Annotated in this window: 14 protein-coding genes; 12 read left to right on the forward strand and 2 right to left on the reverse strand. The window is 62.3% G+C overall.

What is annotated here, in order from left to right; all coding sequences use genetic code 11:
* Nucleotides 1–62 precede the first annotated feature (62 nt).
* From RIN79_RS16560 to RIN79_RS16570, 3 genes are read left to right on the forward strand one after another with little or no spacing between them, the layout of a single operon-like run.
* Complete coding sequence (locus RIN79_RS16560; RefSeq protein ID WP_309085782.1) at nt 63–3,065, forward strand: hypothetical protein; 3,003 nt, start codon at nt 63–65, stop codon at nt 3,063–3,065.
* A complete protein-coding gene (locus tag RIN79_RS16565; RefSeq protein WP_309085783.1) occupies nt 3,034–8,514 on the forward strand; it encodes a DEAD/DEAH box helicase in 5,481 nt (1,826 codons plus the stop codon). Before RIN79_RS16560 ends, RIN79_RS16565 begins: the two co-directional genes overlap by 32 nt.
* On the forward strand, nt 8,511–10,490 hold the full coding sequence (locus tag RIN79_RS16570) for a DNA/RNA helicase (protein WP_309085784.1): 1,980 nt from the start codon (nt 8,511–8,513) through the stop codon (nt 10,488–10,490). The genes RIN79_RS16565 and RIN79_RS16570 overlap by 4 nt, the downstream gene beginning before the upstream one ends.
* A gap of 431 nt (nt 10,491–10,921) precedes the next feature.
* Here the strand turns inward: RIN79_RS16570 and RIN79_RS16575 are convergent, their stop codons facing one another.
* On the reverse strand, nt 10,922–11,842 hold the full coding sequence (locus tag RIN79_RS16575) for a LysR family transcriptional regulator (RefSeq protein ID WP_309085785.1): 921 nt from the start codon (nt 11,840–11,842) through the stop codon (nt 10,922–10,924).
* Between the two features lie 156 nt (nt 11,843–11,998).
* On the opposite strand from RIN79_RS16575, the gene RIN79_RS16580 reads away from it, so the two are divergent.
* From RIN79_RS16580 to cas2e, 9 genes are all read left to right on the forward strand, one after another.
* Nucleotides 11,999–13,246 carry a hydantoinase/carbamoylase family amidase gene (locus tag RIN79_RS16580; protein ID WP_309085786.1) on the forward strand — a complete coding sequence of 416 codons (1,248 nt, stop codon included), beginning with the start codon at nt 11,999–12,001 and terminating at the stop codon, nt 13,244–13,246.
* A gap of 21 nt (nt 13,247–13,267) precedes the next feature.
* Nucleotides 13,268–14,167, forward strand: coding sequence for an allantoinase PuuE (puuE, locus tag RIN79_RS16585; protein ID WP_309085787.1), 900 nt, complete (start codon nt 13,268–13,270; stop codon nt 14,165–14,167).
* Nucleotides 14,164–15,102, forward strand: coding sequence for an NAD(P)-dependent oxidoreductase (locus tag RIN79_RS16590; protein ID WP_309085788.1), 939 nt, complete (start codon nt 14,164–14,166; stop codon nt 15,100–15,102). Before puuE ends, RIN79_RS16590 begins: the two co-directional genes overlap by 4 nt.
* 123 nt (nt 15,103–15,225) lie before the next feature.
* Nucleotides 15,226–16,317 carry a sugar ABC transporter substrate-binding protein gene (locus RIN79_RS16595; RefSeq protein ID WP_309085789.1) on the forward strand — a complete coding sequence of 364 codons (1,092 nt, stop codon included), beginning with the start codon at nt 15,226–15,228 and terminating at the stop codon, nt 16,315–16,317.
* On the forward strand, nt 16,317–17,903 hold the full coding sequence (locus RIN79_RS16600; RefSeq protein WP_309085790.1) for a sugar ABC transporter ATP-binding protein: 1,587 nt from the start codon (nt 16,317–16,319) through the stop codon (nt 17,901–17,903). The genes RIN79_RS16595 and RIN79_RS16600 overlap by 1 nt, the downstream gene beginning before the upstream one ends.
* Nucleotides 17,900–18,913 (forward strand): ABC transporter permease, encoded by a 1,014-nt coding sequence (locus RIN79_RS16605; RefSeq protein WP_309085791.1) that lies wholly within the window; start codon nt 17,900–17,902, stop codon nt 18,911–18,913. Before RIN79_RS16600 ends, RIN79_RS16605 begins: the two co-directional genes overlap by 4 nt.
* 44 nt (nt 18,914–18,957) lie before the next feature.
* On the forward strand, nt 18,958–19,308 hold the full coding sequence (locus RIN79_RS16610; protein ID WP_309085792.1) for a RidA family protein: 351 nt from the start codon (nt 18,958–18,960) through the stop codon (nt 19,306–19,308).
* A 12-nt stretch (nt 19,309–19,320) separates the two neighbouring features.
* Nucleotides 19,321–20,082: an SDR family oxidoreductase gene (locus tag RIN79_RS16615; RefSeq protein WP_309085793.1), complete on the forward strand. Its 762-nt coding sequence runs from the start codon at nt 19,321–19,323 to the stop codon at nt 20,080–20,082.
* Between the two features lie 604 nt (nt 20,083–20,686).
* Nucleotides 20,687–20,902 carry a type I-E CRISPR-associated endoribonuclease Cas2e gene (gene cas2e / locus RIN79_RS16620; RefSeq protein ID WP_309085794.1) on the forward strand — a complete coding sequence of 72 codons (216 nt, stop codon included), beginning with the start codon at nt 20,687–20,689 and terminating at the stop codon, nt 20,900–20,902.
* 121 nt (nt 20,903–21,023) lie between these two features.
* Here cas2e and RIN79_RS16625 read toward each other — a convergent pair.
* On the reverse strand, nt 21,024–21,543 hold a 520-nt coding region (locus tag RIN79_RS16625), incomplete at its 5' end, for a GSU2403 family nucleotidyltransferase fold protein (protein ID WP_309085795.1).

Consider the following 21,543-nt stretch of genomic DNA (forward strand, 5'->3'; position numbering starts at 1 on the left):
TCACCTAGACATTTCGTGCTATTTGGCCGAGGCTTGCCCGTGAGGAACGGGGGCAAGGCGCTATGGATGCGCTTCATCCATACTACCACGTGAACGCACGGCTGAACGCCATATTCTTTGACGGCCGTTTCGGCGGGCAACCAGTCTATCTATCGCTCGACAACGAGATGCGGAGCGACCTTGCTCGCGAGCTTAACTGCGTGCTGGAGGCCGTTGAGGAGAAGATTTGTGCCTGTGTCAAATCCTATCTCAGGCCTGGCAACGATCCGTATTCCCGGCTGATCTCGGACATGCGTGCTTGGAAGCGCGCGGGCATGGAAACGCCGCCGCCTTGCACGGCGATGCTCTTCTGCCTCTCGCATGCCGCGGCGATCATGGCGGCCGACGGGGAATTCGCCTCTAACAATTACTACCGGCGTCTTTCGCAGCTGACGGGCCTTCCGCCCGGCGTGCTCTCTGGCAGCAGGGTCGCTACTGACATGTTCTGGGACGGCCTTGCGGATTGGCTGCTACTGAACAACCACGCGCTGGGCAAGCCCACGGCACGGGCAACGAATGCATGGCGCTATGTCGGCAAGGCGATGTCGCAAGCAATCGTGCGCGCATCCGACCGTCCGTATTTCCACGACCTCTTCGAAAGATTCGGGTTCTCGGGGAGCGAGGCAATCACACCCCGGGACATGGAGCACTACCTCGCGCATTGGATGGAGACATCAGGGCCATCGGCGCGGCTCAAGCGCGTCTGGCGCGATCCAACACTGCGCGAGCGCGTCGCAGAGGCCGCCATCGCTGAACTCCACGACTGGAGCGTGCGTGAAGGCAGACCCAGCGATGGAGCGAGCGCCCGCCCGATACGCCTATCCTTGGTCGCCAACCTAGTACCAAGTTTTCCACGTCATTCGCTTGAACTCCACTTGGGACGGCTTGGGGAGCCTGGGGAGCGCGGCCCTTTCTCGCTGCACGGGACGTCGAGCAGGTTTTTCCTAGCCAATGACCTGTTTGGCAACGTCGCGACGCTCTCGCCGAATCCATTCGGCGAGAGCAACAGGCAGCTAGCAAGTGCCCTGCAGCTCAAAGCCAACGCAGGCAGCAATGAGCCGGGAATCGCATGGGAACCACGACTCATCATACCGCTCGCCATGAACCCGCAGGCGAATGCCTGGATGGAAGTTGCACGCGTAGCATTCGCAGTTCGCCACCTGCTCTTGGTCCGGGACGCCAACAACCTGCCCCAGCAAGTGGATCGCTATCTTGCATCTGCATGCGCCACGCTGCCAACGAAGGCATCGAGCGGCCTGGACGGACTGCCGCCGGGCTGGGTCCTCTATCAAGACGTTCAGGTTCGACAACTCGTCGAGCCGCCAAGGAAGGAGCTCGAATGCCTCGTACCCCTCGGCGACGAAGGGGTGCTTTCGATTAGGGGCGGACTGCAACTCCTGCCCGGCTTCTTCCATACTAGGATGCCCCCCATAGCAACGTTCATCGCGGGGACTGGCCCCACCTACGTGGAGGCGATCGCGGTAGGCAATGAAGATCGCGTCCTTGGCAGCGCGGGGAGCGAGCAGTCCGAGTGCGCGTTGGACTTGCGAGGAATGGCCGATGCGAGCGGCGGCGTCGTCGTCCGTGGATGGCGGGGAAGCGAAAACCCAGTGGCGAGGGACCTGTTTTTCCGTAACGCAGACCAACCGCATCCGCCCAGGCAAGATGGCCGAGGCCGGCTTGCATATTTTTCATTGCTTTCCGCAAGCCAATTAATTCCAGGAACAGCAACCTGCGTTGAGGGTTGCACGACGAAAGGCAAGCTCCAGCCCGCCGCGCTGCACGACCTCCCCATGCCGGGTAGCAGGGTCCTCGAAGGCGCCTTGGAGGATGGCCAGGTGGCAACGCTCGCAGCGCCACTTGCAGCGCATGCTTCCAGCAAGACGTGCATTGAAAGAGGTTACCACGTCACGGTCTTCCCGATGGTCCCCCCGAAGACGCCTGCCGGTAAGCCCTTCGAGGGCACTTGCTCCGATTGTCAACGGAGGGAAGTGATTATCTATCGCGCTAAGTGCAAAGATGCGAGCGACAAGGCTGCAGTGCTTCCGCGCGTGCAACTTTCACCGTTTTCGCCGCCAGCAAGCGGTGCGACTCGCCCGGTCGATGTCGACATCCTGCTTGATGCGCTGTGCTTCATTGGCCACGGCTCGTGGGGGAGATTCCAATCCCTCTTGGAATCATGGGGCGAGGGCGAAAAGCATCCACGTCAGGTGGCGCACGAGCTATTCTTGCTGGGCTACCTTGACTTAGAGCTCCGCCCCGGAAGCAATTCGGTAAAGGCATGGTGCGTGCCTCCGCCAAGCTTGAACTTCACGACGAGGGGAAGGGCGTTCCTTTCTGGCTTTCGCTCGCCTTCCCTCTTGTTAGCAATCAGAGGTGCCGTGGAACCCCTCGCGAAGTTTTGTACCGAGGCGGTGCCCGGCCAGCCCGCGCGTATTTGGATTGAAGGCCTCGACCCTGAAGCAACGGCAAAAGCCGTGAATGAAGTGCGCGATCCGCTCGGGCGGCCAATCACGGTAAACGCCTGCGCAAGTAAGGAGCTTGCCCTTGCATTCGGGCTCCTCGAAGGCATGGGCCAATTCGTCCAGCCGATTTCCGTGGGGCGCGTGCGCAACCTGCAGCGCTTTGACTTCGCATCCGTGCGTTGGAAAGATGTGCAAGTCGCCTTGGGCGAAGGCGCATACCGCTGGAATGACGGCCTGCAAGTCTATGCCTACATTGACTTGGCGGGGCACGCCGTGGCGGCTCCCTACCAAGTCACGAAGCTGCTTGCCGCACGGACCGCCGGCGTGCAGCTCCACCACTACGACCAGAGTACGCATGAATTCCTCTCGACCCTCGGATGCGAGCCACCGGGGCTGCTCGAGCGCGCTCTTGTCGCTTGCTCCGGTGAGCTTCCGGCTCGCGGGCGCGGCACGGCTATCTACAAGGACGTGCCTCGCGAGGTCGCCGCATCGGTCTTGAAAATTCTTTATCCCGAGGAACGCCTGGAGAATGAAAAACGCAAATCCTATCAGCGTCATTGAGTATGTTCGCGAGGGCTACCGTCGCTACTACAACACCGCCTTCTGGATTCGCGACCCCGCCGTCATGGCGGAGCGTGAGGAGATCCTTCTCATGGACGGGGTCATGGCGCGCGAACCGCTCATCGAGGCGGTCCCGCAATATCCCTCGATCGAACCGATGGCCGAGGTGTGCAAGCGCGCTGGCCTCGACGATGAGGTTGGGCGGTACCTTGGCGATGTTGTTTTTGGTGGACAGGGAATTAAGCTGCGCAAGCATCAGGCGCAATCGCTCGAAACGGCGACGAAGGGCGACGAGCTTGGGAACCGTAACGTTGTCGTGACGTCGGGCACCGGCTCCGGAAAGACGGAAAGCTTTTTGTTGCCGCTCATTGCTGGAATAATGCAAGAGCGCATTGGCCACCCACCGCGGCGGGAGGTGAACCGCTGGTGGCGGGCCGATATCGGGAATAGCCAGAGGAGCTGGAGCCACTCGCGCGAAGGGATCGGCGACGTCACGCCGGCTGTCCGTGCTCTCGTACTCTATCCAACGAACGCGCTCGTCGAAGATCAGGTCTCGCGCCTTCGCCAAGCCGCGGCGCGCGCGTGCTATGGCCCAGGCAGGCCTCTCTTCTACTTTGGGCGATACACGGGAGCCACCCTCGGTGGCACATACATGCCTCCGCCGACCCTCATGGCCAGGGACCGCACGCGTATAAATGAAACCGGGCATGAAGTGCTTGGGATAGAACGCGAAGTCGCGAAGGTACGGGAGCAGCTGGAACGGTCTGGCGCAAGCGCCAGCCAAATCCTCGAAACATGCAGTCAGTTCCAAGATCCAGCCATTGGCGAAATGCTAACGCGCTGGGACATGATTGCGGCTCCGCCGGACATCCTCATCACCAACACGAGCATGATGAACATCATGCTCATGCGCGACGTTGAGTCGCCCATCTTTGACCAGACCCGTGCATGGCTCCGATCGAACGAGAGGAACACCTTCACGCTCGTGGTCGACGAGTTGCACTCCTATCGCGGCACGCAGGGCACCGAAGTCGCGCTCGTGGTCCGCAACCTCCTCGACCGTCTTGGCCTTTCGCCATCCTCCAAGCAATTGCGGTGCATCGCGACCAGTGCATCGCTCGATGGCGAAGCCGGCAAGGAGTATCTTGAGCAATTCTTTGGCGTCCCGCGTAGCACGTTCCATATCTTCAAGGGCGAGCCGCGCGAGTACTCCGTGCCGTTGCCCATAGACCCCGCGCTGGTGGAGCCGGGCAAGGATGCCCTGCTCGACGGCGATGAAGCCTCTGCGAGGCAAGCATTCGATGCCCTCCGGAAATCGTTCTCGCCGCGCGAGGCGATCGCCACCGCATGCAAAGTCGCGGGAAAATCCCTGGCACGCGACCCAATAAGTGGAGAGGACGTCGAAGTCATCCGGCCCGCGCGCCTCTCAAGCATAGCGCAGGCCTTGTTCGGCAGCTCGGGTAGGGAAGACCTACTGGAAGTCCTCTTTGCTGCGGCAAAGCTAGAGGAAGGCAGCTGGGAAGCGCCTGTCCCGACTTTCCGCTCGCATATGTTCCTGCGCCAAGTGCAAGGCATATGGGCTTGCTCGAACCCCGCATGCACCGAGGTCCAGGAACAATACAAGTCACCACGCCGCAAGTTCGGGCGCCTCTTCAAGGCGCCTGCAATGAAGTGTAGTTGCGGCGGGCAAGTGCTTGAGCTGCTCTACTGCTACGATTGTGGGGAACCCTTTCTTGGCGGCTACATCGTTCCTGTCACCGACGACAGGCTCTCCGCCGTTACCTTCCTGGAAGCCACGCGGACAGGCGAGGGGAGCGACAAGGCCAGCCAAGTCAACGAGCGTACGATCGACGAGTATCGTTGGTATTGGCCTGGCGGCACCCTTACGCCAGGCAACTCGGCAACGTGGCAGCATACATCCCCTTCTGGCAGGGCGGTGACGATGGGGTTCCAGAGAGGAACATTCGATCCGTTTACCGGTCAAATTGGCGGAGCAACCACGAACTCTACTGGGATCATCTTCCAGAAACCGCCCACCGGCCTCGCGGCCAGCGAGACAATAGCGGCATTGCCCGAAGGCTGTCCTTGCTGCTTTAGCCATCGCCGCGACCAGAATAGCCGGGCGGAGAACAGGCGGGCCTTTTTTAGCGGCTCCGTGCAAAGTCCCATACGTGGGCTCAGGACCGGTCTCAACATAACGACCCAGCTCGTGGCCGATCGCGCGATCTACTCAACAGGCAATGGCGACGAACCAGAACGGATGATCGCGTTCACGGACAGTCGTGACGACGCAGCGGATCTTGCAGCCGGGCTTGAGCTCAATCACTTCCGCGACCTTGTGCGGCAACTCGTCTATGCGGGCATCAGGCCGCGTGCGATTCCATCAAGTGCAGAGCTCGCAAGCCACGTGCTCGGCGACCCTGATACTGATTCTGGCTTAGCCCTGCTGCGCGATGCCGCCGAGGCGCGGACCCCTGGAATCTTCATGGCAGTCAAGCTGGCCAAGTTGAATGCCGCCGGAAAGGCGGAGAGGGATCTCATAGAATGGCACGACAAGGGCATAGCTGACACGCGTACGACCTGGCCCACGTTGCTTGCCGGCATGCGCAGTTCGCTTGTCGCGCTTGGACAAAACCCAGCAGGCCCCGCCGCAAGCCTTGCAACGTATGACGGGTCGCCTTGGTGGCGCTTCTTCGATCCCCCCTCGCCGGATGAATGGGAGCCATTGCCGGCGGCAGTCGCAAGCGATGGCCGCACGCGGCTCATGCAAGAGTTTTCCTTGCAACTCGCCTATTCGCTCTTCGACCGGGCGGGGCGCGACTTGGAATCCATGGGTGTTGCCAGCATAGAGGTCGAGGGTCCCCACGCGCACGCCCTCGGCCTCGACGAGGTCGTGGCGAATGGCATTATCGCGAATGTCGTGCGCATACTTGGCCATTCGCGCAACATGGTTGGGCAAAAAACACGGCAAGCAACTTCCATTCCCGCCAAGGCTAGGTCCTACATTGAAAAAGCTGCGGCCCTCGTGGGACGTGATGCCACGGAACTTGGGGCCGACATTTCGACCCACCTCCAAGATCGTGGCGTGATCAATGCCAACTGGCTTCTACAGGTGAACAACCATTCGAGCCTCAAGCTCGTAATCGTTCCTCGGGGTGAGCGACCGCTATTCCGTTGCGATTCTTGCTCAAGGCGCACCATGGTTTTGCCGGTAATGGCCTGCACCACCCCGCATTGCGATTGCAGGACATTTAGCAGGGTCGAGAATCCGGGCGAGGACTACTACGCTTGGGTATCGCGCGAGCCTGCACACCGGCTGTCCGCAGCGGAGTTGACCGGGCAGACAAAGCCCATGTCGGAGCAACGAAACCGGCAGAGGCTCTTCAAGGGCACGGCCTTCCTGGATGGTGAATCGCCGATCGTGAATGGGCTTGATGCTTTGTCCGTTACGACCACGATGGAAGTCGGCGTCGACATCGGTTCCTTGAAGCTGGTCATGATGGCGAACATGCCGCCACAACGATTCAACTACCAACAGCGCGTAGGCCGGGCGGGACGTGCAGGACAAGCATTCTCCTACGCCGCCACCATCTCGCGCGGGGCTGCGCATGACGAATACTATTTCAACAACCCCGAGCGCATGACGGGGGACCTTCCCCCGCAACCAAAGCTCGATCTTTCAAGGCCAGAGATCGTGCGCAGGGTCGTCGCTGCCGAATGCTTGCGGCGCGCATTCGCGCAGCACCCGCAAGCCCCGGCCCGCACCGAGGAAAGCATCCATGGCATATTTGGCCGCAAGGACTCCTGGGCAGGCACGTACCGGGATGAAATCGCGACCTGGCTTGCCTCTTCGCCGGAAGTGCTGAGCGTCGTCGCGCGCCTCGTGGCGCATACGCCACTCGACGGCAATGTCGACACGCTTGTTGCCTACGCGAGGAACGAGCTTGTCCCCGCGATCGACGCCGCCGTCGCAAGCACACAGTTCATCCAAGAAGAGCTGAGCCACAGGCTGGCCGTAGCGGGCATACTCCCGATGTTTGGATTCCCAACCCAGGTGCGAACCCTATTCCATGATCGCCCCAAGCCGAATCGGCTCGAAGACGTGGTCATTAGCGACCGGCCGCTCGACCATGCCGTCTGGGCGTTTTCACCGGGCGCCGAAATCCCAAAGGACAAGCAGCTTAATACCGCTTGCGGCTTCGTTTTCCGCAAGGACGGGCCAAACGGGGTCGAGAATGAGCCACAGCCGCTCGGCACGGCGCTTATCTATACACGCTGCACGGATGCGTCATGCGGGACGATCGCGGCAAGCAATTCGGATACGTGTGCTACCTGCGGGCAACCCTCCAATCCCTTTCCACTCTACCAACCCAAGGGCTTCTTGGCGGCCATTCGTCGAAAAGACTACGATGGCCAAAGGCAGCGCGGCCCAGCCTTGCCGTCCCCCGTGCGCGCTTTCGAGCAGGTGTTCGGCAACGAAGGCTGCGGGCCGATGAAGATCGCGCTTGGCGAAGGGCCCGTCGCGGTGGTCAACGACAATCGTGGCCAGCTCTTCGAATTTTTCCAGGAGCCCTACGAACGCGTGTCGGTTCGCGATCCGCACCTCTACCGCGAGGAAGTTCCATGGAATGACGTTTCTGGCGCAACGCCATTTACGCGTGGTGCCATCGGGGCAATCTTCTCCACTGACGTCCTGAGCTACTACATTGAAGGAGCTCCCAGCGTCGGCAAGCGAGGGATGCTTGACGTTCGCAACCAGCCATCAGCGCGCGGCGCCATCGCTTCGTTTGCCGAGTTCACGAAACTCGCACTTGCCACCGCCCTTGACGTGGATCCAGGAGAATTCCGTATCGGGCGCCAACCTTTCCGCAAGGATGATTGTGAAACCGAGCAGGTGTTTGTCGCAGATGCACTTGAGAACGGCGCAGGATACTCAAGGTGGGCGGCAAATCCTGCGAACCTACGAGAAGCCCTGCTTGCCTACCACGCAGTCGTCTCGACTAACTGGCAAGCCGACCATCACGCAAGTGATTGCGACCGGTCTTGTCCCGACTGCCTTCGAAACTACGCAAACCGTTTTAGCCACGGCATACTTGATTGGCGTCTTGCCCTCGACATGGCCGATCTCGTCCTAGAGAACCCGCTGCCCATGGAACGGTGGCTTGGAAGCAGCGCCGAGGATTCGGCCATCAAGGCTTTCATCAAGCTTTGTGCCGATGCAGGCACGCCTGTCACCGAAGATTATGCGAACGGCCTTGCCTTCCTCTCGAATGGGCGCAAGGCGCTCGTCCTTGGACATCCACTTTGGCACACGATGGAAGGTTACCTACAACCCCAGCAATCGGCAGCACGGGACGAGCTGCTGTCGAAGGGAGTCCAACCCGAGTTCGTCGACATGCGTGATTTTGCCTCGCGGATGGCGGCGTATTACCTAAGGCTACAATCATGATCGAGGTTATTGGCGAACCCGGGAGCCCCGAGCATGAAGCAGCACTCCTTATCCGCGACGCGCTCATGCGCACGTGGCCAGGCATAGAGGCCACGCCAGCCAGCGAAGACCATGTGAAGATTGCCTCCAGTGTAAAGCTCTCTGGCCAGAAGGTCAGCGACGTCGACGTGGTCGTCGTGGGCTTCCTGGCGGGCCGCCGCTATATCATCCCTAAAGCCGCAATAAAGGACGCGGACGGCAATAGCCTACTTGGCGCAAAGGTCCGCGTGAAATCCTTCGTTGCGGCGATCGAGGTGAAGGACCATTCCGCAAGCTCGATGCAGATCGTCGCCGGCGGCGTTAGCGTCAAGTACAAGGAAGGCTGGAAGAGCGCCACCGACCAAAACGACGCCCAGCTCTATTCCTTGCGCCAATACCTTCGGGAGACGACCGGGACCAATCCCTATGTCTACAGATGCCTTGTCCTCCGAGGCATTGACGAACTTCCGCGGCATCGGGGTATCCAGCACCCCCAGGCAGGCGCTGTTCCTGCCAAATTTGATGCATCGGCCTTGCTGATGGCGATGGCCACCGTCGGCGAGCTGCGAAAGCATGGCGGCGAATACGTGATCTCGTCTGGTGACGACGAGACGTTGCAGCGCGTTCTTTCCAGTTCGCTGCTAACGCCGCTCGTTCCTTCCAACCTTGACCGCAGGCGCATGGACCGCATCGCCGCGCGACCCTTGGAGGCACGCGAAATTGCAGAGCTCCTCGGAAGCGAGCGCGTGCATATCCGTGGCAACGGCGGGACCGGCAAGACGATACTCATGCTGCAAGCTGCCTACGAGGCCTTTCAAACACGGGGAATCCGCTCCCTTGTCCTCACCTACAACACGGCGCTTGCCGCTGACATCCAAAGGACGCTCGCTCTAATGGGCATCCCAGGCGATGGTGAAGCTGGGGGCATCCGCGTGCGTACCGTCATGTCCTTCATGCATTCCTGGCTATTTCGGCTGGGAATCGTTGAGGCCGGTGAACCGGACTTCGGTGAATATGAAGAAAAGTGCGCAGAGGCACTTCGGTACTTCGAGAAAGGAGCGCTCCAGCCAGATGAAGTCGCGCGCGCGATTTCCGCCGACCCTCTTGACCTCGCCTTCGACGCCATCCTTGTCGATGAGGCGCAGGATTGGCCGCAACCGGAGGCAGACTTGCTCGCAAGGCTCTATGGCCCAGGAAAGATCGCTCTGGTGGACGGCGTATCTCAACTGATCCGCGGCAGGCCGACAAACTGGCAGGGACAACTCGCCGTCGAGTCTTCACAAGCTAAGGCCAAGAGCCTTCGCGAAGGCCTACGTATGAAGGCAAGCCTCTGCCGCTTTCTCAACGCAGTTGCAGAGGAGGCAGGCTTCCAGTGGCATGTCACGCCAAATAAGCAAGCGCCCGGTGGCAGGGTCATCGTTGCAAATGGCGACTATGCTCGGCTCCACGACGTGCAACATGAAATACTACGTGAAGCCATCAGAGCCGGCAACATGCCCTTGGATCTTCTCCATTGTGTCCCGCCTGACGCAATCTCCATCGATGGCGGGGTCCGTCTGAGCCAACTCGCCCGTGCGTTCGCAGCCAACTCGTGGGAAACATGGGATGCCGTGGACGAAGCCACGCGTCGCTCATTCCCGCGATCTACTGCCAGCCTTCGCATCGTCCAGTATGAATCGTGCCGTGGATTAGAAGGGTGGGCAACCATTCTGGACGGCCTTGATGAGTTTTGGTCACTCAAGCATGCATCTGCGCGTTCGGATCCGACAGCTTCGTCAGGTTCTCTCATGGACCTGGACGCCCATGCGAAGGCCGTTGCTTGGCGCTGGTGCATGATTCCGCTTACTCGGCCAATCGACACGTTGGTAATTACCCTTCGCAATAAGAGCAGCGATTTGGCACGTGTTGTCCGAACCGTCTCATCGAGTATGTGCGAGGTTGTTGAGTTTAACGAATAGATCCAAAGCCAAGGCAGAACATCGTATTGTAGCGCACTGCATCCCGCGTGGGATTTGAAAACATACGCCGAAGTAATCGGCTGGCGCTTGGCTACTTCATAATCAATGTCGGCTTTTGGGACGTCTCAAGGTCTGTCGAACGGCGGAATCGGGGCGAAAAGCGGTCATTCGGATCACGTGCGGCGAAGTTCCGATCATTGGTGGGTGACCGCTGGCTGTTACTGAAACCGGATCACAATCAGACGGCGGTCTGGAGCATATGTCGCTCCCGGCCGTTGCGAGCCTACGCAGCATACAAGAGGAATGACTCACGGATTTTGGCCGCTAGCCGACCGTTAACGAGCGGCTTCCAGGACGTCCTGGCTGAGGCCGACGCCAGAACGACATCTTTTAGATCAGCCGAGTGGTCGTGGACGTCCAAGCCGAAGGCGCTAAGCCGATTCAAGGGCATTTGGCGGAAGCAGGCCACCGTCGTGTGCCGCTGCCACCGTTTCCGCTGCCTTCTCGAGCAGCTGATGGGCCGGCACGGAACCGCTTAAGGGCCTGATGGAATAGATCTGCAGGGGAAGGGGCTTCGGATCCGAACGCAGCCGCTTGAGACGGCCGGATGCTAAGTCCCCGCTATAAAGCTGATCGGGTAGGTAGGCGAGCCCAAGCCCGGCCACTGCCAAGTCGGCCGCCGTGCGGAACGTATTGCAGATCGTCAGGTTGCGGAAGTGGACGTCGTTGGTCGTCAGCCAGGTCAGGGTCGACCCACGGAATTGCCACTCGCGCGAGGTGGCGATGACCGGCAACTCACTCAGGCTCCCTGGCGTCAAGATTTCGGGGATTTCGGAAAGCGCGGGGCTGCACATCCAGCAGAAATCCACCGTCTCGATGGGAAACGAGGCGAAGCGCGAGTGTGGCATCTCACAGGCCGCAAAGGCCATGTCCAGCGCGCCGGCATCGAGCTTCTCCTCGATCACGTGCGAAAGGGCTACTTCGATTTCGAGCTGCAGGCGCGGGTAGTTCTGGCGGACCAGGCCGATGAGTTTCGGGAGCCAGGTCAGTGCTACGATTTCCGCCACGCCGAGGCGGATGTAGGCGACGACCTCCTCCTTAGCGGAGGCGGCTTGCAGAAACTTGTCCGCTGCAAGGATGATCTCCTCGGCATAGGGCATCAGAAGCGCGCCCTGCCGCGTCAGCCGCGCCGTCCGCTGCGAGCGGTCGAACAACGGTATGCCGATGCGCGCTTCCAGCTCCTGGATGCGCATGGAGATCGCCGACTGCGTGGCGTTCAGGCGATGGGCGGCTTGCGCGAAGCTGCCCAGCCGCGCGGCCCAGTAGAAGGTTTCGATGTGTCGGTGGTTCACGTCCCGACCTCCAAGCTCGAGCAATTATACTTCAGGATTTCTGATGTGTCGTCTCCCGAATAATTCGATTTTCCTGGCATTTGGCCTGTGGAAACGTAATCGCGGGCAGCCTCAGGCCGGCTGCCACCGGACGCAAGAGAAAATCAGTGAGGAATCGTGCCCAATCCCGCCAAATTCATCGAGATCGACTCGGCTTTCGTCGAAAAAACCATCCTTGAGCTCGCATCTTTCGGTGCGGTCGGTGAGACAGGAGTCTCTCGCACGGTCTATTCGCCGGAATGGATAGGAGCGACGGACTACTATGCCAAGGCATGCGCGGCGGCGGGGTTGGATGTGCGGCGCGACGCCGTGGGAAACGTCTGGGGCAGGCTCAAGGGATCGACGAGCGAAAAGGCGGTCGTATCCGGCTCGCATATCGACTCGCAGACGCCGGGCGGCCGCTACGACGGAGCATTGGGCGCTGTCGCGGCCCTGCTCGCTGTCAAGGCGCTGAAGGAGCAGTTCGGCACGCCCAGGCGGACGGTCGAGGCGGTCGCGCTCTGCGAGGAGGAGTCGAGCCGCTTCCCGAACGCGAACTACTGGGGCTCGCGCGCCGTGACGGGCCGCATCGCGCCCGGTGATCCGGAACGTGTGATCGCGTTTTCCGGAGAGACGATCGCGGAAGCGATGCGCGCGGTGGGGCTGGATCCAGCGCGCATTCCCGAAGCGCGCCGCGACGATATCGACAGCTTCGTCGAGTTGCACATCGAGCAGGGGCCGATCCTGGAACAGGCCGGGCTTCCGGTGGCGGTTGTCGACGCCATCACCGGAATCCGCCACTATCGCGCCGAGATCAGCGGCGTGCAAAATCACGCCGGCGCCTTCCCGATGGATATCCGCAACGATCCGCTGGCAGGTTTCGCCGAGATTGCCTCGGGCCTGATCAACACCGCGCACCGGATGGGTCGGCCGGCGGTGACCACGGTGGGCCGCGTCCTCGTCGAGCCGAATTTCCCGGGGATTATTCCGGCGAAGGTGGAGTTCACGATCGATGCGCGCCATCCAGACGCGCAGGCGCGGCGCAGGCTTTACGATATGCACGAAGGGCTGATGCGCGAAGTCGCCGCGCGCAGGGGTTTGGAGATCGAATGGCAGGTCATGCTCGACCATGAGCCGTCTCCGTCCGATCCGGGCATCGTGTCGACGCTGCAGCGTGTGGCCGGCGAGCAGGGCGTGCCGTTCATGACCATGGCGAGCGGCGCCGGCCACGATTCCCAGCAGATGGCCTCGATCGCCAAGGTCGCGATGATCTTCGTCCGCTCCAAGGACGGCCGCAGCCATACGCCCGACGAATTCTCGTCCGTCGAAGACATCGTTGCCGGAATCCGCGTGCTGGCCGCCGGCCTGCACGCTCTTGCCTACTGACGAGGAGAGAGGAGTTCGCTGATGGCTTACCCGCGCGATCTGAAAGGTTACGGACGCAATCCGCCCGATCCCAAGTGGCCGGGCGGCAAGAAGCTCGCCGTGCAGTTCGTCATCAACTATGAGGAAGGCGGCGAGAACTCGGTCCTGCATGGAGACCGGCAGAGCGAGGCGTTTCTCACCGAGGAGCCGACCCCCGCCTTCCAGAACATCCGCAACATCAACGTCGAGTCGCAGTATGAATACGGCAGCCGTGTCGGCTGGTGGCGGCTCTACCGCATGTTCAACGAGCGCAAGCTGCCGGTGACGATCTTCGGCATTGCGGCGGCGCTGCAGAAGAGTCCGGAAGCCGTGGCGGCGATGAAGGAAGCGGATTTCGAGATCGCCTCGCACGGGCTGCGCTGGATCCAGTACGCGGAAATGCCAGAAGAGCAGGAGAGGGCGCAGATCGCGGAAGCCATCCGCATTCACACCGAAGTCACCGGCTCACGGCCGACGGGCTGGTACACGGGGCGGATGAGCATCAACACGCGCCGGCTCCTCGTGGAGGCCGGCGGCTTCGTTTATGACGCCGATTCCTTCGCCGACGACCTTCCTTATTGGGTCGAAGTGAACGGGCAGGATCACCTTGTCGTGCCCTACACGCTCGACAACAATGACGGGCGCTACGTGAACACCTATGGCTATCAGTCGCCGAGCTTTTCCGCCTATCTTATCAGGGCGTTCGATTTCCTGAGGCGGGAAGCGCAGGTCTCGCCGCGGATGATGAGCATCGGGCTCCACACGCGCATCGTTGGGCGGCCGGGCCGTGCGGCGGATCTGGAGCGGTTCCTAGACCACGTGGCCGCGGCGGACGATGTCTGGGTCGCAAGGCGCATCGACATCGCCGAACACTGGCGCAAGATGCATCCGCCGCGGTCATGAACGGCGCGATCCTGGTAACGGGTGCTGCGGGGCTGGTCGGTGCGGCGGTGGCCTCCGCCCTGAGGAACGCGGGCGCCAGGGTTCTCGGCGTGGACCTCAATGCCGACCCTGACAAGGGCACTGTCGCCTGCGATCTGCTTGATGCGGACAAGCTTCAGGCAGTTGCCGCGCCGTGGACGTTGGGGGCAATCGTCCATTGCGGGGCGGTTTCGGGGCCGTCGCTTTATCGGGACGATCCCGGCTACGTGGCGCGAACGAACGTCGAGAGCACGCTAAATCTTCTGGAGCTCGCCCGCGCCCGCGGCATACCCCGCTTCGTCTTCGCCTCCTCGGCCAGCGTCTATGGCCGCACCCCGCCAGGCGAGGAGGTGCGGGAGGAGCGGCCGCTCCGCCCCACATCCGTCTATGCCGCCACTAAGGTGGCCGGCGAGGCGCTGGTGGAGGCGTATTCCAGACAATGCGGCATCTCGGGCGTAAGCTTGCGCATTGCCGCCGTTTACGGGCCCGGCCGCAGGACCCCGTGCTCCATCCGGAACATGATCCTCGCCGGCTTCGAAGGGAAGGCGCTCGAGCTGCCCTTCGGCCGCGACCAGCGCTATCACTACATCCACGTCGAGGATGTCGCCGCGGCGATTCTCGCGGCGGTGCGCGCTAGGTCGTTCCCGCGGTCTGCTTATACCATTGCCGCCGATCGTGGCATAACGCTCGGCCGGCTGGCGGAGCTGCTCCGCGAGATCGTCCCCGGTCCGCCGGTGGTGGTGGCAGCAAGCGACGATCCCCTTTCCGATCCGCAGGGTCCCTACGCCCTCGGGGCGGCGCGAGAAGATCTCGGCTGGCAGGCTGCGGTCGACCTGTCGGCTGGCATCAGATCCTACGCTGGATTCCTCGCTTCAGAAAAGCTGAAGAGTCCGCTTCAAATCAATTCGATTGCGTGAAATGTCCGTCGTTACGATCCTAGTCCGGCGGGAACGTGGGGCGGCTGGTGGTCCCGTTGGGCGGGCCCTTCGCCGCGAGCAGAAAAATCCGCGCAACAGCGGAATATCCAGAGAGGAATGCACATGAAGACCAAGTACCTCGCCGGCCTGGCCGGGTTTGCAATTGTGTTCTCCATGGCCGCTCCGGCTGCGGCACTCGATATGGAAGCCATCAAGGCAAGTATCGCCGAACACCAGAAGCTGCCCACTTTCACGCCCCCTGGCGAGCCTTTCGACGCCAAGAGCTGCATGGCCGGCAAGAAGGCGATGGTGGTGCCGTTCTCCAGCGCCGTCGAGTTCACCGGCGGCGTGGCCACGCGGATGACGGAGATTGCCAAGGAGATCGGCTTCCAATACGACCATTATCAGACGCAGGGTCAGCCCTCGCAGTGGATCCAGGGCATCAACCAAGCGATCACCCAGCGCTACGACCTGGTCGATGTGCTGATGTCAGACCCGCGGGTCCTCGCTCCACAGGCCATGCAGGCCGATCAGGCGGGGCTGAAGATTGTCGCGGCACATGCTTCCGGCTTCGATACGCCTGCGCCTGCGCCGTTCCAGAACGTCCATATCGACTACACCCAGGCCGGACGCCTGATGGCGCAATGGGCGATCCTCAAGACCGAGGGCAGGGCTAACGTGCTGGCGATCGTCGCCGAGGACTCCTTCTCCGCCAATTCGCTCCAGAACGGCATCAAGGAGGTGATGGCGGAGTGCGAGGAATGCAAGGTGCAGTATCTTAACGTGCCGGTGACGGACTGGGCGACGCGCATGCAGTCGACTGTCCAGTCGGCGCTACTGCGCGATCCCTCGATCAACTACATCCTGCCGATCTATGACGGGATGGCGCAGTTCGTGGTTCCTGCGGTCGAGCTCACCCAATCGGCGGACCGGGTGAAGATTGCCACCTTCAACGGCAGCCCGTACGTGCTTCAGCTCGTACAGCAGGGCGAGGTCGAGATGGATATCGGCGAGAGCATCGACTGGGTCGCCCATGCCATCGTCGATGCCGAGATGCGCATGCTCTGCGGCCTGCCGCCGGTCAAGGACCCGAAGGTGCCGCTTTACATCTTCGATGCCTCGAACGCGCACACGGCCGGAACGCCGCCGCAGATCTCCACCGGCTACGGCGACGCCTATCTCTCCGGGTACCGCAAGCTCTGGGGCCTGCAGTAATGTCGGGTTCGGCGGCTGAAAACTCCGCCGCCAATCTGGTCGTCGAAGGGCTGACGAAGTCCTTCGGCGGGACAAAGGTGGTCGATAGCGTCTCGCTGACGGTGAACTATGGAGAGATCCATGGATTGCTCGGCCACAACGGCTCCGGCAAGTCGACGCTGATCAAGATGCTGTCCGGCGTCTACGCGCCGGATGGCGGCCGTGTAACGCTGGGCGGCCGCGAGCTGCCCCTTCCGCTGCCCGCCGGCGAATTCAACCGGTACGGCATCGCTGTGGTCCATCAAGCGCTTGGGCTGGTGCCGTCGCTATCGGTCACCGAAAACCTGCTGGCGCGCCGGCTGGTCCGGCAGGCCAATCCGATGATCCGTTGGGGCCGGGCGCACCGCGAGGCGAGGGCGGCGCTTTCCGAATATGGCCTCGCCATCGATCCGCAGGCGGCGGTGGCGGACCTCGCCCCAGTCGAGCGGGCGCTCGTCGCCATCGTCCGCGCCTTCAGGGAGATCGCGGAGACGACGAGCGGGAAGGGCGGTCTGCTCATCCTCGACGAGCCGACGCCGTTCCTGTCGCGCGTGGATGTGGAGCGCCTGTTCGCGCTGGTGCGGGCCCTCGCGGGGCAGGGGACTAGCGTCATCTTCGTCTCGCACGATGTTGACGAGGTGAAGGAGCTGACGCACCGGGCGACCGTGCTGCGCAATGGCCTGATCGCCGCCAGTCTCACCACAGCGAGCGCGAGCAAGGCTGATTTCATCGCCGCGATCGTCGGGCGTCATCTGGGGTCAGAGCGCTCCGCGGCCTCTCCGCGGCGCGGCGGCACGGCAATCGCCGTCTCGGGCCTTGCCACCGCCGGTCTGGCGCCGCTCGACCTGGAGGTCGAGGCGGGCGAGGTGCTCGGCCTCACCGGTCTCGTCGGCTCCGGCTATGACCGTGTCCCCTATTCTCTTTATGGCGCCGAGGTGGCGACCGACGGCATTCTGACCATTGCGGGAAAAAGGATGCCGCTCCCCGGCATGTCGCCGGCCCGCGCCATCGCCTGCGGCATGGTTCTGGTTCCCGCCGATCGCCAGGGCGCCGGAATCGCGGAAGGTCTCACGGTCGGCGAAAACATCGTGCTGCCGGCGCTCGGCCGTTCATTGCCGCGCTTCTTCGTTCGCGCAGCCCGGGTCGCCCGACACGCCGCCGGCCTGGTGCAGGATTTCGACGTCCGCCCGTGTGATCCCGGCCGCCTCATGCGCGAACTGTCGGGGGGCAACCAGCAGAAGGTAGTGCTCGCCAAATGGCTGCAGACAGAGCCCGGCGTAATCCTCCTCGACGAGCCGACGCAGGGGGTCGACGTCGGCGCGCGCCACCAGGTCTACGGCTTCATCCGCGATGCGGCGGCGCGCGGCGCGGCGGTGATCTGCGCCAGTTCCGATCACGAGCAGCTGGAGATGATCTGTGACCGGGTCCTCGTCTTCAGCCATGGCCGCGTCGTGGCGAGCCTCACCGGCTCCGACGTGAACAAATCGACAATCACCGAGCGCTGCCTCGACAGCCTGGCGGGCACACTGTCAGGCACGCCGGTCCTTCTGGAAGAGAAACTGCAATGAGCGAAGCAGTCACAGCAAGCCCATCTTCAGCCGGCGAGAATCCGCGGCACGGCCGCCGGCGATTCCTCTTGCAGCTCGAGCGATTTGCCCTGCTTATCGCCTGGCTTCTGATCATCGCTGTCTTCGGCTTCATCGCCCCCGAGACTTTCCTCACCTGGCCGAATTTCTCCACCATCTTCGGCTCGCAGGCGGTGCTGGTGATCCTGACGCTTGGCCTCATCATTCCTCTGACAGCCGGCGACATCGACCTTTCGATCGCGCAGGTGCTGACGCTCTCCTCCATGGTGATCGCCGTCCTCAATGTCGGTCACGGGTGGCCGATCGGCGCCGCAATTGCGGCGGCAATTGCCGTGGGCTTGCTCACCGGGCTCTTGAACGCCTTCTTCACCCTCTACTTCCGCATTCACTCCCTGATCGTGACGCTCGGAACGGGCACGTTCCTGCACGGCGTGACGCTCTGGATCAGCAGTTCGCGCACCATCGGCGGTATCGACTGGGGCCTCGTCAACGCCACGATCCTGACCCGCTTCCTGGGCATTCCGCTCGCCTTCTACTACGCGCTCGCGCTCGCGCTTCTCCTGCTCTACGTGTTCGAGTTCACGTCGCTTGGCCGCAAGGCGCTGTTCGTAGGGCGAGGGCGGGAGGTGGCGCGGCTTTCAGGTATCCCCGTCACGCGTATGCGCCTAATCTGCTTTCTCGCCTCGGGCGTCTTTGCTTCGATCGCCGGCGTTCTTTACGCCGGAACGTCCGGGTCGGCCGATCCCAATTCGGGAACCCAGCTCATGCTGCCCGCCTTCGCGGCCGCCTATCTCGGCGCGACGACGATCTCTCCGGGGCGCTTCAATCCGCTGGGCTCGATGATCGCTGTCTATCTCCTCGTCACCGGTATCACGGGTCTTTCCATCCTCGGCATCGATACTTTCGTGCAGGACCTTTTCTACGGGGGAGCGCTGGTGATAGCGGTCGCGCTCTCGCAACTCGTACGAGGGCGTGAGGAGTCCCTCACATAGCCCGTTCACCCGCAAGGTTTTTAGTTCATCACAGGAGCAAATGGATGACCATCGAACGCAGCCACACGAACCAGCGCATGAGCCAGATCGTGAAGCATGGCGGGCTCGTCTACCTTGCGGGCCAAGTCGCGAGCGGCGCGCCGGGCGCATCCGTGGCGGAGCAGACGCGCGATATTCTCGAGCGCATCGACGCGCTTCTCAAGGAAGCGGGAACGGACAAGAGCAGGATTCTCACCGCCACCGTCTGGCTCACCGACATCGGCACGTTCGACGAGATGAACGGCGTCTGGGATGCGTGGGTACCGGAAGGCCACGCCCCCGCGCGAGCCTGTGTGGAGGCGCGGCTGGCGGCGCCGCAATACACAGTGGAGATCATGGTCACCGCCGTCGCCTGAGGAAAAGTGAGCGTGGCTGCGACGGGACGTCTTGCCGGGCGAATTGCCCTCGTGATCGGCGGGGCGACTGGCATCGGCCGCGCCGTCGCGCTGGCCTTCGGCCGCGAAGGTGCGCGTGTCGTCGTCGCCGACCGCGGGCTTGAGGCGGAGCGCGAGGAGGTCGTCGCAGCGATCGCGGCCGCCGGTTCCGAAGCGATGTCCGTTTACTGCGATGTCACGGTTGAGGCGGACGTGGCATCCGCTGTCGGGAGCACAATCGTGCGATACGGGCGCATCGACATCCTCGTCAACAATGCCGGCATCGGCCAGCCTCCCGGCGATTTCGTGGAGCTCGATTGGGCAGACTGGCAAAGGCTGATCGATGTCAACCTACGCCGAGTCGCCTTTGGGATGCGCCACGCCCTGCCGCCGATGCTGGCGCAGGGCTACGGTCGCGTCATCAACACGGCCTCACAGCTGGCGCACAAGCCGGCCGCCGGTGCAGCGGTCTACAGTGCCACCAAGGCTGCCGTGGTGGCGCTGACGACTGCGGTTGCGCAGGAGGTTGCCGCGCGCGGCGTGCTGATCAACTGCGTCTGTCCCGGGCCTACAGACACGGCGACGTGGCGTGCTAGCGACCCCGATTGGCGGCAGTGGAAATCGGATCAGCTGCCGATCCGCCGCATCGCGCGTCCCGACGAGATCGCGCCCGCCTATGTCTATCTCGCCTCCGACGAGGCGAGCTTCATGGTAGGCCAATCGATCTCGCCCAACGGCGGCGACGTGAGCTGGTAGCCAGGCAGCGGGCGGCGGGGGTCCGGCCTGACAACTTGCGGATCGCTGCAGGGCCTCGCGACGGTGGTGATGGAGCTTTCGGTCCGGATGTCTTGGCAGGCCCGGTCAATTGCCTCCAGCGCGCGTTGGCGTAGATCACTGCCACGGGATTGAAGGGGTGGAAGCACACAGACCGATTCCGACCGGGGGGCGTGGATCGAAACGGCCTCTGTGCCGCCGCCTTGGCCAGCACTGCGTGTCGCTCCTCACGCAGGGGGGTGGATCGAAACGTCCATATGCCGGGGGATATCCCCCAACCAAGCCCTCAACCATGCCGCTAGCGCCATGCGCGCGGCCGCGAGCATTGCCGTAGCTGCCGTAGGCGCCATTCCGCACCTGGCTTTGTGCATAAGGATTCCGGGCAATGCTTCGTGCTCGATATTGCCGAATCGGCATGACGTGAGCTCGGACATGGCCTTTGGCGCTGCCGCGCAGGATCTGAAGTCTGACGAATCCGTGAACGCCTCACACGCCGGCGTGTCGCACAGCTGTTCCCCCAGCGCGAGGTCATCCCGTCCATGATCGACGGGATCAAGAGTCTCATAGGCCCTGAAAGGGAGACCTGATGATGCCCATGGTGATGGTCATCACTTGCCATGTGAAACCCCGCTATCGCGGCTTTCTGGGCTCGGCCATGCTGGAGCTTGCGCGAGGCGTCTATGCGCATCCGCGCATGAGCCCAAGGGCAGGAACGCAAATCTGGGAAGTACTCAGCGACTGGTACGGTCAATTGTATCGCGGCAGTATCGTGATGACATTGGGCCGACAGCACCGCCCGTGACGCGATGCTCTTCGTGGTTACAAATTAAAGTGTTGGAGGCTAGGGGTCCCCCCGCGCATGCGGGGATAGGCTTCAGCCGCCGCTCCACGGCACCGCGATCGGGGAGGGCAGCGCCAGTGTGTCAAGCCAAGGCCGAAAGCCGTTCTGCCGTCTCAGGCATTCGTTTCAAGCTTGCGTTGATCCGTTGACGCCAGCGAGGTCCGCGCGATAGCGCGTCTTCATAGGCTTCCGCGAGCTCATCTGGACGGTCTTCCGAAAGAATGGCTATGAGGAACTCGGCCTGGGCTCGGTCTTTTCGGGCTTTCAGCTGATCGGGCCCGCCATGGCGCCGATCGGCCACGATGAGCTTGTGAATGGCGAAACGCTCGGGTCGCGGTATCTGGACCAGAACGCCGGCGCGGTAGAGAGCAACCGCGTGGATCGGGTCCGCGATCAGAAAGTTCAGGTAGTTCAGGGCTTGTGCACTCACCCCCAGAGCAGGCAGCGGCTTGACCTTTTCGTCACCGAAGGCCGGCGTCAGAAATTCGACCATTGCTTCTGAGTGGCTCTGCCGCCATCTCCAAATCTGGCGATCGTTTGCTTCGGGAACAGGATCGAACTTGAGCAACTTGAGGATCTCTGCAGGGCTCTCTTCGACCTTG

It is taken from the genome of Chelativorans sp. (genome assembly GCF_031180965.1).
Classification (GTDB): domain Bacteria; phylum Pseudomonadota; class Alphaproteobacteria; order Rhizobiales; family Rhizobiaceae; genus Chelativorans.

Bases quoted from the DNA above. Each gene is read 5' to 3' on its own strand.
- RIN79_RS16560 (WP_309085782.1), top strand. From the start codon at position 63: ATGGATGCGCTTCATCCATACTACCACGTGAACGCACGGCTGAACGCC.
- RIN79_RS16565 (WP_309085783.1), top strand. From the start codon at position 3,034: ATGAAAAACGCAAATCCTATCAGCGTCATTGAGTATGTTCGCGAGGGC.
- RIN79_RS16570 (WP_309085784.1), top strand. From the start codon at position 8,511: ATGATCGAGGTTATTGGCGAACCCGGGAGCCCCGAGCATGAAGCAGCA.
- puuE (WP_309085787.1), top strand. From the start codon at position 13,268: ATGGCTTACCCGCGCGATCTGAAAGGTTACGGACGCAATCCGCCCGAT.
- RIN79_RS16590 (WP_309085788.1), top strand. From the start codon at position 14,164: ATGAACGGCGCGATCCTGGTAACGGGTGCTGCGGGGCTGGTCGGTGCG.
- RIN79_RS16595 (WP_309085789.1), top strand. From the start codon at position 15,226: ATGAAGACCAAGTACCTCGCCGGCCTGGCCGGGTTTGCAATTGTGTTC.
- RIN79_RS16600 (WP_309085790.1), top strand. From the start codon at position 16,317: ATGTCGGGTTCGGCGGCTGAAAACTCCGCCGCCAATCTGGTCGTCGAA.
- RIN79_RS16605 (WP_309085791.1), top strand. From the start codon at position 17,900: ATGAGCGAAGCAGTCACAGCAAGCCCATCTTCAGCCGGCGAGAATCCG.
- RIN79_RS16610 (WP_309085792.1), top strand. From the start codon at position 18,958: ATGACCATCGAACGCAGCCACACGAACCAGCGCATGAGCCAGATCGTG.
- cas2e (WP_309085794.1), top strand. From the start codon at position 20,687: ATGATGCCCATGGTGATGGTCATCACTTGCCATGTGAAACCCCGCTAT.